This is a genomic window from Neobacillus terrisolis (genome assembly GCF_051233475.1).
Taxonomy (GTDB): domain Bacteria; phylum Bacillota; class Bacilli; order Bacillales; family Cytobacillaceae; genus Bacillus_BU.
This window is the reverse complement of record NZ_JBKFGH010000026.1, coordinates 75,797-89,096: the sequence shown is the minus strand read 5'-3', so window position 1 is coordinate 89,096 and position 13,300 is coordinate 75,797. Positions and strand designations below refer to the sequence as shown.

The window sequence follows — 13,300 nt, the reverse complement described above, 5'->3', positions numbered from 1 at the left end:
ACACTTTTTGTGAAAATAGCGGAACATATGTCCGCCAACACTGAATTTTATAATTAGGAAATTGAACTAATAATTTGCTTTAAACCCTCGCTGATTGGAGTAGCAGGACGTCCAAGCAGCTTTTCAAAATCGTTGCTCTCGATTTCCAATGCACCGTTCCGAATACCTTTCTGGATTTCGACAAGGAAAGGTAGGATGAATTCTGGTACGCCGGCCCCTTTCATAATTTCAATATAAGTATCATCATCAACCTGTTGAACGGGTACTTCCTTACCCAATACCGTTCCAATTGCTGCTGCTAATTCTTCTTGGGTCATTAACTTGCCTGAAAGTTCATACACCGTATTTTCATGTCCGTTCCCTGTTAGTACAGCTGCTGCCGCTTCAGCATAATCTTGTTGCAGCGCCCAACCGACCTTCCCGCTTCCTGCAGATGTCACCCATGGAGCTCCTGCCAATACACCTTGAATGCTGCTGGTTTCGTTCTCCAAATACCAGTTGTTTCGCAAGAATGAGTATGGAATACCAGTTTTTAAAATAGCTTCTTCTGCAGCTTGGTGTGGTGGTGCAAGGAACATAGTAGTTTCACTAGCATTGGCTAAGCTAGTATACGCAATAAACTTTACTTGCGCTTGTTGAGCTGCAGCAACCGCATTCGTGTGTTGGCGTATTCTAGTTTCGTTATCCCCATCAGCAGATATGATTAACAGACGGTCGATGCCTGCAAATGCTGTAGTTAATGTTTCCGGTTGGTCGAAATCGCCTTGACGAACCTCAACCCCACGAGCCCGAAATCCTTCCGCTTTCTCCGGATTACGGACACTGACAGCCAATTGACTCGCTGGAACAGTTTTTAATAATGTTTCAACAACTTTTGTTCCCAATTTTCCAGTTGCACCTGTAACTAAAATTTTCATCATTATTTCCTCCAATTAAGTTTTTATTTAAAGACCATTTATTGACTGAATACAATCACCAGTACACTTATAATGAATTAGTGTGTAGTTATTAACACAATAAAATAACTATTTTTTAATATTCTCTAGTTTATAACGTCTTGCTCCCCCACCATCTCCTTGATAAAAAGTTTTACTTGTTGAATGTTCAGTTACAGGTTTATAGTATATCTATAGGCACTTAAATAAAAGTAGGCACTTTTTTATGACATAGTCACAAAAATAGTACCATTAAGTAAAAGAGGGATCATTCAATGGCTCGTTTTAAATTTCAGGGGGAAACCCCTCCAATAGGACAGGAAGAAGTTTGTCCAGTCACATACACCCAAAATTTAACTTCAGGTAGATGGAAAATCAGCATATTATGGCATCTAAGTAAACAGACAAGAAGATTTAATGAACTTCAAAGGTTGTTGCCTGGCATTTCAAAAGGAATTCTGACTAGGCAACTGAGGGAATTAGAAGCAGACCAAATGATCCACAGAGAGGTATATAAGGAAGTTCCACCCAAAGTGGAATACTCACTAACACCAGAAGGTAAAAGCTTTATCCCCGTACTCGACAGTATGGGAGAATGGGGAAAAAAACATATGAACAGAAAGAAAAATGAGCTCCAAGACGAAACAACAAATTAATATAACGTTTAAAACTGCGTTTCCCTATAAATAACAGCGTTAACCATGGATTCATGATTATAGATAGATTAAATATTGAGTGTCTTTTTGAAATCATACTTAATTTCACCCCAACCTTCTTTTTGATTCTTTACCATATTTACCAACTTTTACAAAAAACAAACCGCCCTGATTTGGGCGGTTATTTTCTTAGTAAAAGCCTCTCAAGCCTTACTCTCCAAATCATATAGTCAAATCCTTCGCCCCAATGATTCTTTTCCAAATAGTCGGGTGCTCCAAATTTCTTCTTCCAAATCTTTTGGGCACAGGCATATCCACTATCTAAGCAAAACTCTTCGATTCCGTTCATATGCAATGTTTCATACATTTCTTTTAACAATAAATTTCCTAATCCTTGTCTTTGAACGTTCGGGTATACAAAAACAGTTCCAACCTCGACCAAACCGTTAAGCTCTCCATGAGAATAATGAACAATCATGTCATTAGCAGGACCGTACTCAATCGAACCAATTATATTATCATTCTCTAAAGCTATTAAAAAATACCGATTTTCCCCATTACTATTAAGATCACTATTTAAATAATTTCGCTTCGTTTCAATTTCTTTTTCCAGATCATCATTTAATTCCGATATTCCTTCTTTCGCAAAGGTATCCGTAATCACAATCCGAAAAAAATGATTCAACTCCTCAAAGTCTTCTCTTTTTGGCCTTCTTATTTCAACATTATGAAGATCCATCCCAACCCTCCTATGTTTAGTCCAGCTCTGTTACATCATTAATTCCTCAAGCTGATAATCCACTACGTCTTTAAATCTTTGTTGCAGTCGATACAAATCCTTTTCATATTCGGCTCTTCTAAGGACCAGCCTAACTTCATTAGGAAACCTTTTATATTTCTTGTAAATGGATTTTAGCATTTTTGCATCATCCAGAGGATTGTGGTGTTCAAGTCGGTAAGTTTTATTAACTAATTCGATTGTTTTTAAAAGCGAAGGTTGTTTCTTTAATTTACACTCACCCATGAGAACTTTTTGGTAGTTAATCATTTGGAACTGATTCTGTAATTTATATCGTCTACAAACATTATTCCAAACGATTAAATCATTCTCTCCCCAAGTATAAAACGTAACCCCATCCGTTGAATTTAACTGAGTCTTAAACTTTTCAACCAATTTATTAAAAACCTCTGGAAAAATTGGAGAGTTATCTAATTGCTCATTCGTAATTCCAGTTAGATTATTAATGAGCTTCGTTACTTTAAACCTCTCATAACCAGGGTGAATTGTTGTTTGGTAATTGATCTTTCCATTTAAACTGGTTAACCCAATAGCAATTACCGAGTTGGTGTCATAACTTAACATCTCTAAATCAAGAAAAAGCTTCATTTCAATTCACTCCTGATCAATACTGGTTCGGAAAAACTTTTACCCTCTTCTAAGAAAAGTGCGTTCTACCACTGTTTCGCTTCTTGATGTTTATTCCCCTTCTTTTATCAAAAATATAATTATTTTTAGAATATCCAAAGGTGAGAATATTACCTAGGCCAAATTATTTTGTAGTTATCAAAGCTCTAACCGAGATTACCTCTTGTTTTTCTCGCATAAATCGCGTAAGATTAAATCGTGTACGATTTATTTTTAGAAAACCAACGTTCTAGGAGGAACTTTTTATGAAAACAGTGTATGAATATACAGTAAAAAAGACAAATGGTGACCAAAAATCAATAAATGATTATAAAGGGAAGCCGCTAATCATTGTGAATACAGCAAGTAAATGTGGGTTCACACCTCAGTTTAAGGGTCTCCAGGAATTGTATGAAAAGTATAAGGAGCGTGGCTTTGAGATTCTTGGTTTTCCATGTGATCAATTTAATAATCAGGAGTTCGAAAATATTGAAGAGACAACGGAGTTTTGTCAATTAAATTACGGTGTAACTTTCCCTATTTTTGCAAAAATTGATGTTAACGGTGAGAACGAAGATCCTTTATTTACTTTTTTGAAAGAGCAGAAAAAAGGGGTTCTTACAAGTAAAATCAAATGGAATTTCACAAAATTTCTTATTGATAGCGAAGGTCATGTTGTCGAACGCTATGCACCTACCACTTCTCCAAGTAAAATAGAGGAAGACTTAATAAAATTATTTTAATAACTGATTTCAAAAAGGATGAAAACTGTGGAAGATTTTTTACCGTTAAATAAACAGCTCTGCTTTGCCATCTATGAAACATCCAGCGAGTTTACTAAATTGTATTCAAACGTACTTCAACAATTTGGTTTAACCTACCCTCAGTACCTAGTCCTATTAGCACTTTGGGAAAAGGATGGAATTACAGTCAAGGAGCTTGGCGGCCGATTGAATTTGGGTACTGGAACTCTGACGCCTATGATTACAAGAATGGAAGGAAACGGCTGGCTACGTAAAGAAAGATCTAAAGAGGATGAACGAAAAGTTTTTGTTCACTTACAAACGAAAGCCATCGATGAAAAACCAGCGATCACTCAAAAGGTTGGCGAAGAAATCCTAACTTGTAAAATCGAGCTCGACGAATACGAGCAACTATTAAAGCAATTGAATCAATTACAGCGCAAATTAAGAGATCGTAAATAATTTTAAGAAAAACTCCTCTTGTAGTGGGATTGTTCCTTTACATTGGGAGTTTTTTTCTGTCAACTACAGTATTTGAGTTTTTTCACCAATACTGGTTATTGGTGGGAAATTTTCGTCAGCACTAGGAAAATGTCCTTCATGCTAGGCTATCAAGGACAAAATTTCACATCTGCCCCTGGGAAATGTCCTTAAGATGACTTATCAAGGACAATTTTTCTCATCTGCTCTAAGAAAATGTCCTTGAAACGCCTTATCAAGGACAAAACTTCTCATCTGCTCTAAGAAAATGTCCTTGAAACGCCTTATCAAGGACAAAACTTCTCATCTGCTCTAAGAAAATGTCCTTGAAACGCCTTATCAAGGACAAAACTTCTCATCTGCTCTAAGAAAATGTCCTTGAAACGCCTTATCAAGGACAAAACTTCTCATCTGCTCTAAGAAAATGTCCTTGAAACGCCTTATCAAGGACAAAACTTCTCATCTGCTCTAAGAAAATGTCCTTGAAACGCCTTATCAAGGACAAAACTTCTCATCTGCTCTAAGAAAATGTCCTTGAAACGCCTTATCAAGGACAAAACTTCTCATCTGCTCTAAGAAAATGTCCTTGAAACGCCTTATCAAGGACAAAACTTCTCATCTGCTCTAAGAAAATGTCCTTGAAACGCCTTATCAAGGACAAAACTTCTCATCTGCTCTAAGAAAATGTCCTTGAAACGCCTTATCAAGGACAAAACTTCTCATCTGCTCTAAGAAAATGTCCTTGAAACGCCTTATCAAGGACAAAACTTCTCATCTGCTCTAAGAAAATGTCCTTGAAACGCCTTATCAAGGACAAAACTTCTCATCTGCTCTAAGAAAATGTCCTTGAAACGCCTTATCAAGGACAAAACTTCTCATCTGCTCTAAGAAAATGTCCTTGAAACGCCTTATCAAGGACAAAACTTCTCATCTGCTCTAAGAAAATGTCCTTGAAACGCCTTATCAAGGACAAAACTTCTCATCTGCTCTAAGAAAATGTCCTTGAAACGCCTTATCAAGGACAAAACTTCTCATCTGCTCTAAGAAAATGTCCTTGAAACGCCTTATCAAGGACAAAACTTCTCATCTGCTCTAAGAAAATATCCTTGAGACGACTTATCAAGGGTTGTGCAATTCGTTGTCTACTTAAAGGCTTAAAAATTTTCACTGAATCAAACCCCATTATTCCTTCATGGCTGAAGAATTATTTTTAGGCAATTTTCCTCTCTTTTATGAAAAATACTATAAGCATGTTCGGCCTCTTCTAATGGAAGTCTATGTGAAATGATATCGGAAACATCCAGTTGTTTCGTTTGGAGCAATCTATAAAGAGTTGGGACCGAATGTATCGCCGGTGCAATCCCCATTTTTAAGGTTATATTTCTTGTAAAGAAATCTCCTAATGGAAAGGTATTGTATCTGCTTCCGTACATCCCAACCAACATAACCGTTCCACCCTTTCGGATAACCTGACTTGCAAATGTAATTGCTCCAAGAGCACCACCTTGAAGTCTGAGTGCTGTTTCTACTATCTCTACAGGTTTCATTTTCCCACTCATCCCAACACAATCAATGACAACATCCGCCCCACCTTCGGTTAGCTCGAGCAGAAGACTAGGAAGCTCTTCATTCTTTTCAAAATTAAAGCATTCCGTTTTATTCCATATTTTCGAGTGTTCCAGTCGATAATCTAGCCGGTCTACCGCAATGACCCTCTTTGCTCCGTTTATCCAAGCAAGCTTTTGTGCGATCAGGCCGATTGGACCACAGCCTAAAACGATGACGGTGTCCCCCTTCTTAACACCGCCATTTTGAACTCCCCAAAATGCGGATGGTATGGCATCCGTCAAAAGAACTAACTGTTCATCCGGAATCTCATTATTTTCAGGAATTTTATATGGGGAAAAGTTGGCAAAAGGAACACGAACATATTCCGCCTGACTGCCAAAATAATCACCAAATAACCTTGAACAACCGTAGCAAGCCCCTATTTCTCCTTCGTTATTTACATTCGCACATTGACTTTCAAGTTGATTTTGGCAGTAAATGCATTTTCCACAGGCAATGTTGAATGGGAGAACCACTTTATCCCCTTTTTTAAGCCGACTTACTTCCCTGCCTGTTTCCTCAACGATTCCAATGGCCTCATGTCCTAGAACGTAATTTTCCTCCAAGCTCGGAACCATTCCGTGATAAGAATGAAGGTCAGACCCACAAATGGAAGCATGAGTGACCTTAACGATGATATCCTCAGCGTTTTTTATGATTGGCTCAGGAACCTCTTTTACTTTTACATTAAATATCCCCTGATACGTAACAGCTTTCATTTTCCGTTTCCCCCCTACTTCAAATTCGGCTAAGTTGTTCTTAATATTCATCAATAATTGGTAATTATTCTTATTTTTGGGGATGTTTATATACACCACCTACTCCGTTGCAAAAATAATCCTATTCTAGAGAAATAACTTTTTGATCAATGAATACGTTTTTTTCTTATGTTTGAGCATATTAATAACGATAATATTTGAAAGTGAGATGGGATAAACAATGTCAAATCAAGGTGTTCAAAATAAGGATCAAACGCGAGAGCAAATCGAAAAGCAAGACAAAAAAAATGATGTGGAATTAGGCAATGATTTTCAGATTGGAAACTCACAGTCACAAAGCCAGAAAAAAAGCGGACGTCAAGTTAATAAAAAATAGCCTCTTAATGGGGTTATTTTTTTCGGAATGACGAGCGATTTGAATGAGTAATAAAGAAACCATAGGGGCTGTGCTTTTATGACAAATGAAATTGTGATTGAAGAATTAAATACATTATTAAGAGGAACCTATATGGGAATTCGTTCGTTTGAACACTATATTCAAAGGGTGGATAATGAAGAGTTAAAGAAAACCTTTCAGTCTATGCAGAAAAATACAAAGCTTGACGCACAAAAAATAGCGGAACGAATCCAGAATCTAGGTGGAGTTCCAGCTGATGATGAAGGTGTTTCTGGTTCAATGCATAGCTTTATGCATAAAATGACACTCTCTGATGATCCCCAAAAAATTATTGACGATGCTTTAAAAGGGTTAAAAAACTATGGGGTTCAATATTCAGAAAAACTGATCGCTGGTGATTTAGATCCAGAAAGCAAACAAATTGTCGATGAAGTCATTGATACGAACCGAAAACATGTGGATCAGTTAGGACAATTACTTCATTAGATAATAGACAGCAGTAAAGGCCACACTTCTAATTGAAGTATGGCCTTTTTATCAATAATGTTAAATTAACCCCTTCAAATCCTCAATAAATTTGAGCACTTGATCTTCCTTCGTTGCCCAAGAGGTAACTAAACGAATAGCGGAGTGATCCGCATCCACCTTTTCCCAAATATGAAAAGAATAATTGCTTTGTAGCTCTCTAATTATTGGGTTCGGCAGAATAGGAAATATTTGGTTCGATGGAGAGTGGGTTAGAAACTTTATATTTGCTTTGCTTAGTTCATCCCTAAGAATCATCGCCATTTTATTAGCATGCAAAGCCAAATCAAAGAACAAGTTGTCCCTAAATAGCTCAGAAAACTGGATGCCAAGGAGTCTTCCTTTTGCAAGGAGAGCTCCTTTTTGCTTCATATGAAAACGGAAATCTTCCTTAAGAAAATCACGGCAAATCACTAAAGCTTCGCCAATTAGGGCTCCATTCTTCGTTCCACCAATATAAAAGGCATCCACTAAGGAAGCCAAATCGTTCAACGTAAGGTCATTTTCTGAAGAACTTAGAGCCGACCCTAATCTAGCACCATCCATAAACAAAATCAGATTATTCTCGTGGCAGAAATCACATAGTTGCTCGAGTTCTTGTTTTGTATAAATCGAACCAATTTCCGTTGAGTTTGATATGTACACTAGCTTAGGCTTCACCATGTGCTCGTCTGTATGAGCTTCTAGTACGGCGTTAATATTTGCTGTGGTTAGCTTGCCATTATCAACTTGAACCTCAATAATTTTGTGGCCTGTTGCTTCAATCGCGCCCGTTTCATGAGTAGAAATATGACCAGAACAAGCTGCAATTGCGGCTTCATGCGGTCTTAAGAAAGCTGAAATCGCGGTCAAATTCGTTTGTGTCCCGCCTGCTAAAAGGTGGATATCCACATCCTTCCGTCCGATTCTTTCTTTTAATAATTCAACCGCTTCCCGGGAAAATCGATCCTCCCCATAGCCATCCTCTTGCTCAAGATTGGAATCGATTAAAGCCTGTAAGATTCGTGGATGTGCGCCTTCGCTGTAGTCGTTCTTAAAGCTATACATTGGTTAGCCTCCGTCTTCACTTATTTCATTTATATTATTATCGTAACATATCATTTAATGAAGCTGAACTATCTTTCAGTTATTTCTAAACAATCAAATTAATTATCTGAAGGACAAAAGCTATTGGTTTAGTTGTGAAAATGTCCTTGAGCGGGCTTTTCTTGGACAAATGCTATTGGGAAACACGCGTAAATGTCCTTAAGCGGGCTTCTCTAGGACAAATCCTCTTGAAAAATTCGCGTAAATGTCCTTGAGCGCGCTTCTCTAGGACAAATCCTCTTGAAAAACTCGCGTAAATGTCCTTGAGCACGCTTCTTTAGGACAAATCCTCTTGAAAAACACACGTAAATGTCCTTGAGCAGGCTTTTCTAGGACAAACCCTCTTGAAAAACTCGCGTAAATGTCCTTGAGCGCGCTTCTCTAGGACAAATCCTCTTGAAAAACTCGCGTAAATGTCCTTGAGCACCCTCCTCCAGGACAAATTCTAACGAAAGCCCACGTAAATGTCCTTGAGCAGGCTTTTCTAGGACAAATCCTCTTGAAAAACTCGCGTAAATGTCCTTGAGCGCGCTTCTTTAGGACAAATCCTCTTGAAAAACACACGTAAATGTCCTTGAGCGCGCTTCTTTAGGACAAATCCTAACGAAAAACTCGCGTAAATGTCCTTGAGCACCCTCCTCTAGGACAAATTCTAACGAAAACCCACGTAAATGTCCTTGAGCACCCTCCTCTAGGACAAATCCTAACGAAAAACACGCGTAAATGTCCTTGAGCACCCTCCTCTAGGACAAATGCTCACGAGAAACCCACGTAAATGTCCTTGAACGAGCTTCTCTAGGACAAATGCTATTGGGAAACTCGCGTAAATGTCCTTGAGCGGGCTTCTCTAGGACAAATCCTCTTGAAAAACACGCGTAAATGTCCTTGAGCACTCTCCTCTAGGACAAATGCTCACGAAAAACTCGCGTAAATGTCCTTGAGCAGGCTTCTCTTGGACAAATCCTCATAAAAAACACTCGTAAATGTCCTTGAGCGAGCTCCTCTAGGACAAATCCTCATCAAAAACACGCGTAAATGTCCTTGAACGGGCTCCTCTGGACAAATCCTCTTGAAAAACTCGCGTAAATGTCCTTGATCAGGCTTCTCTTGGACAAATTCTAACGAAAAACCCACGTAAATGTCCTTGAGCACCCTCCTCTTGGACAAACGCTCTCCAAAACTCGCAAAAATGTCCTTGAGCACCCTCCTCTAGGACAAATCCTCATAAAAAACCCTCAAAAATGGTTTCAACCAAGCTACAATGAGCCAATTTTTGTAGTTGCCAGCGCCCCAGCTTGATTGGCAATTTCAAGATATTCTTTCAATTGAGATTCATCCGCAGGAATTCCTTTTTCATGGAAGCAGTATAAAATAGCTGCCATAAAGGCATCTCCTGCCCCTGTTGTATCCACCGCATTTATTTCTATTCCGGGTACCGCTATTTTTTTTCGGTCGTGAACCGCATAGGCCCCTTTCTTTCCTTTCGTTATAAACAGAAATGGGATGTTCCAGTCGGATATTTTGTTAAGTGCTTCTTCGATTGTTTTCTCTTCTGTCAGGAAAAACAATTCGTCGTCAGCCATTTTGACGAGATCGGCTTGTTTTATAAACGAACAAATTGTTTCCCTGCATATTTCTTCACTTTCCCACCGCTTCAAACGAATATTCGTATCGAATGCCACTAATGTTCCGCATTCCCTAGCATAGTGTAGAGCAAATACAGTCGTTTTTCGCGATGTGGGATGAAACAATGTACCAGAGCCAAAGTAAAATATTTTTCCTGATTCAAATGGTTCTTTTGATAGTTCTGTTTCGGTCAGCCATTCATCCGGAGTTTCGTTTATGTAGGAATGAAAGTATCGATCACCATGTTTATTTATATGTACGTATACACAACAGACCTTTTTGGCCGCAGACTCAACACAAAAATCGAGATTGACTTGCTCTTTCTTAAGTTCCTTCTCGACAAAAATGCTTGTTTCATCCGTTCCTAATTTACATAAATAATGCGTAGGAATCCCATATCTTCTCGTTCCCACCGCCACATTCACCGTGGCTCCCCCTAAAAAAGGCTGAAATTTTGTATTTGTTAAATCGAGAGAAATTAAATCAACAAATGCCTCTCCAAGTGAAATAACCCCTTGCTTCTTCAAAAATAGTGCCCCTTTCTTCTTTAAAACTTAAAACCAGAACCAGAACTAGAACTTTTTCCAAATGAAAAGAACCTGATCTCCTTCAAGATTCAGGTCCTCATTATTATTTACCCTTTTATGACATGATAACACACTACCAGAATGGCAATTGGAGCTACATAGCGAATTAAATAAAACCAAATATTGAATAACCCTAAAGGTATTCCCCCGCCCAATGATAATTCTTCATATAAAGCTGACTTCTTTATTTTTAACGGTACAAAAATCGAAATTAATAATGCACCAACCGGCATCAGCACATTACTTACCAAATAATCGGCTCCATCAAAAATAGTCTTACCAAAAACGAGGACTTCACTTAAAACGCCAAATGAAAGGGCCGATGGAATACCGAAAACAAAAATAGCAAGTCCCATTATCCAAGACCATTTGGCCCTTTTCTGAATATCGCCTTTTGAGATTACCGATACAATAATTTCAAGCATGGAAAAGGCAGACGTAAGTGCTGCAAACAAGAATAAAATTAAGAAAGCAACGAAAAAGATTATTCCAAATGGCATCTGATTAAACACATTTGGCAGAACATTAAATAATAATACCGGACCAGCATCCGGCTTCAAGCCAAATGAGAACACGGCAGGGAAAATAGCAAGTCCAGCCAAAATGATAATAAATAGGTTTAAGCCAACAATCGATAAAGCAGAACCAACTAAGCTTTCTTCCTTTGATAAATATGAACTATACGTAACCATAACGGAAACTCCCACACTTAAGGCAAAGAAGGATTGTCCTAATGCAAAAAGAATGGTTTCAGCTGAAATTTGCTGAAAATCGGGTTTAAATAAAAATGTGACACCCTCCATCGCTCCGTCTAAAGTTAGCGATCTTACGATTAAGGCAATAAAAAGGATAAATAAGATCGGCATCATAATCTCACTAGCTTTTTCAATTCCTTTTTGAACTCCTTTTGCGACGACAAAAATGGTGAAGATCATAAAGATAAATTGTACAAATACGCTGCCATAAGGATTTGAAATGGTTGCCCCAAACAATTCCCCATACTCTGATTGAGTCAGTCCGCTAAGCTGTCCAGTGATCGCTTTCCAAATATAAGCAATAATCCATCCACCAATAACACTATAAAATGAGAGCAATATAAAGCATGTGATCATTCCTAAGTACCCAATCAATTGCCAATTCGATTTCGGAGCAAGCTCTTGGTACGCTTCGATCGCATTCTTTTGTGTTTTGCGTCCAATTACAAATTCAGCAATGAGTAAGGGAAGGCCTAAAAACAATGTAAACAATGTAAAAATTAGAAAGAATGCTCCTCCACCGCTCACTCCAGCGATATAAGGAAACTTCCATATCGCTCCAAGCCCAATGGCTGATCCTCCCGCTGCTAAAATAAAACCAATCTTTGATGACCATTGTTCCATATTTTTCAAAACTTCTACCTCCAAAAGATTAAAATAAAAAAAAGTCGTCCTACGTATTGTATTAACGTAGGGACGACTTTTATCGCGGTACCACCCTAATTGAGAATATGTCACCATATTCCCCAGCTTAATTGTCGATATCGAGACAACCCGCCTTTTTCTTCATAGGTCGAAAAAGATACTCCAGGAACGAAATTCATCTTGTTATCTGTACTAGTTTTCACCGCCCACTAGCTCTCTGCAATCAAGGATAAAAAGACTACTAAAAAACCTATCACCGTGTTTTATTATTTTAATATTTTTTAGGATACATTAAAATCTAATAAAAGTATATATTTTTTTATTAAAATAAATAAAATTCGGATAAATTAATTATTTTAGAATAAAAATAAATCAAAACTCTACAATATCAAATGAGATAACTCGATTGGTTCTCGGATTATAAACAACATTCCCTCGAACTCTAATTCTTTCCCGCGGTGATTGTAAAATAAATTCAAAGGTTTCCCTCGTTTGCTCTGCGGAGACCTGGGTTTTTCCAACAGATTTATAATCAATAATGTTATAACCTGGATAGGCCGATTGTGTAACCTCGACTAAGTATTTCCCCCATTTTTCTTCCGCTAAAGCTGGTGATGGAATAATATCAATATTAATAACACCTAAGCTCGGGTTTGCGCCAAGTGCTTCAAAGGCTCTGCGATGCAAATTTATTCGATTTGCAGGGAATCCCGCAACCTGGTCGACTACTGTTACAATAATTTCTCTAGAACCAGGTGTGGTAAGGTTTCTAATTTTAAGCGTCTGTCCACACTTATAAGGAGAATTTGCTCCAACCGCCGCAGTCAAGTATCGATTAAGTGACCACGGGATCCCGCATTTTGTTACCTTTCCTCCCTTTGTCCAAGTAGCCTGGCCTCTAACCGGTTGCTGGCGGTCTAAATCATTTGGATATCCAAATGGAACTCCATTAAAATCATAATATGGTAGCTGTGCATATGGATGTGGTTGAATGGAATCATACCCATAATGATATTGGTTTAAATTTGGCCAATAACGATAATAAGAATTCATACCTTTTCCTCCTGTCTAAAACGTAAACTTTCATATAACTTATGCCCCAACAAGGTTGATTTGTGACAGGAAGTTGGTAT

General features: G+C 38.1%; 13 protein-coding genes and 1 other annotated feature. Of the genes, 5 read left to right on the top strand and 8 right to left on the bottom strand.

Annotation, left to right across the window (positions count from 1 at the left end; translation table 11 throughout):
* Positions 1–53: 53 nt before the first annotated feature.
* A complete protein-coding gene (locus ACI48O_RS16250; RefSeq protein WP_435562949.1) occupies positions 54–917 on the bottom strand; it encodes an SDR family oxidoreductase in 864 nt (287 codons plus the stop codon).
* Positions 918–1,210: 293 nt separating this feature from the next.
* Between ACI48O_RS16250 and ACI48O_RS16245 the strand changes: the two genes are divergently transcribed.
* On the top strand, positions 1,211–1,591 hold the full coding sequence (locus ACI48O_RS16245; protein ID WP_435562886.1) for a winged helix-turn-helix transcriptional regulator: 381 nt from the start codon (positions 1,211–1,213) through the stop codon (positions 1,589–1,591).
* Between the two features lie 181 nt (positions 1,592–1,772).
* Here ACI48O_RS16245 and ACI48O_RS16240 read toward each other — a convergent pair whose 3' ends face one another.
* Both ACI48O_RS16240 and ACI48O_RS16235 read right to left on the bottom strand, forming a co-directional pair.
* Positions 1,773–2,330 (bottom strand): GNAT family N-acetyltransferase, encoded by a 558-nt coding sequence (locus tag ACI48O_RS16240; protein WP_435562885.1) that lies wholly within the window; start codon positions 2,328–2,330, stop codon positions 1,773–1,775.
* 30 nt (positions 2,331–2,360) lie between these two features.
* Positions 2,361–2,978 carry an exonuclease domain-containing protein gene (locus tag ACI48O_RS16235; RefSeq protein WP_435562884.1) on the bottom strand — a complete coding sequence of 206 codons (618 nt, stop codon included), beginning with the start codon at positions 2,976–2,978 and terminating at the stop codon, positions 2,361–2,363.
* Positions 2,979–3,262: 284 nt separating this feature from the next.
* On the opposite strand from ACI48O_RS16235, the gene ACI48O_RS16230 reads away from it, so the two are divergent.
* Complete coding sequence (locus tag ACI48O_RS16230; protein WP_435562883.1) at positions 3,263–3,739, top strand: glutathione peroxidase; 477 nt, start codon at positions 3,263–3,265, stop codon at positions 3,737–3,739.
* A gap of 27 nt (positions 3,740–3,766) precedes the next feature.
* Positions 3,767–4,201, top strand: a complete 435-nt coding sequence (locus ACI48O_RS16225; RefSeq protein ID WP_435562882.1) for a MarR family winged helix-turn-helix transcriptional regulator — start codon at positions 3,767–3,769, stop codon at positions 4,199–4,201.
* Between the two features lie 1,208 nt (positions 4,202–5,409).
* On the opposite strand, the gene ACI48O_RS16220 is transcribed toward ACI48O_RS16225, so the two are convergent.
* Positions 5,410–6,546, bottom strand: coding sequence for an alcohol dehydrogenase catalytic domain-containing protein (locus tag ACI48O_RS16220; RefSeq protein ID WP_435562881.1), 1,137 nt, complete (start codon positions 6,544–6,546; stop codon positions 5,410–5,412).
* A 220-nt stretch (positions 6,547–6,766) separates the two neighbouring features.
* On the opposite strand from ACI48O_RS16220, the gene ACI48O_RS16215 reads away from it, so the two are divergent.
* Positions 6,767–6,922: a hypothetical protein gene (locus ACI48O_RS16215; RefSeq protein ID WP_435562880.1), complete on the top strand. Its 156-nt coding sequence runs from the start codon at positions 6,767–6,769 to the stop codon at positions 6,920–6,922.
* A gap of 78 nt (positions 6,923–7,000) precedes the next feature.
* Positions 7,001–7,429 carry a DUF2383 domain-containing protein gene (locus tag ACI48O_RS16210; protein WP_435562879.1) on the top strand — a complete coding sequence of 143 codons (429 nt, stop codon included), beginning with the start codon at positions 7,001–7,003 and terminating at the stop codon, positions 7,427–7,429.
* 60 nt (positions 7,430–7,489) lie between these two features.
* Here ACI48O_RS16210 and ACI48O_RS16205 read toward each other — a convergent pair whose 3' ends face one another.
* The 4 genes from ACI48O_RS16205 to ACI48O_RS16190 all read right to left on the bottom strand — a co-directional run bounded on the left by ACI48O_RS16205 (position 7,490) and on the right by ACI48O_RS16190 (position 13,220).
* Positions 7,490–8,515 (bottom strand): threonine aldolase family protein, encoded by a 1,026-nt coding sequence (locus ACI48O_RS16205; protein WP_435562878.1) that lies wholly within the window; start codon positions 8,513–8,515, stop codon positions 7,490–7,492.
* A 1,295-nt stretch (positions 8,516–9,810) separates the two neighbouring features.
* On the bottom strand, positions 9,811–10,707 hold the full coding sequence (locus ACI48O_RS16200; RefSeq protein WP_435562877.1) for a carbohydrate kinase family protein: 897 nt from the start codon (positions 10,705–10,707) through the stop codon (positions 9,811–9,813).
* Between the two features lie 107 nt (positions 10,708–10,814).
* Positions 10,815–12,155 carry a sodium-dependent transporter gene (locus tag ACI48O_RS16195; RefSeq protein WP_435562876.1) on the bottom strand — a complete coding sequence of 447 codons (1,341 nt, stop codon included), beginning with the start codon at positions 12,153–12,155 and terminating at the stop codon, positions 10,815–10,817.
* A 56-nt stretch (positions 12,156–12,211) separates the two neighbouring features.
* Positions 12,212–12,433, bottom strand: a binding site (T-box leader).
* A gap of 106 nt (positions 12,434–12,539) precedes the next feature.
* Positions 12,540–13,220 (bottom strand): DUF3889 domain-containing protein, encoded by a 681-nt coding sequence (locus tag ACI48O_RS16190; RefSeq protein ID WP_435562875.1) that lies wholly within the window; start codon positions 13,218–13,220, stop codon positions 12,540–12,542.
* Between the last annotated feature and the right edge of the window lie 80 nt (positions 13,221–13,300).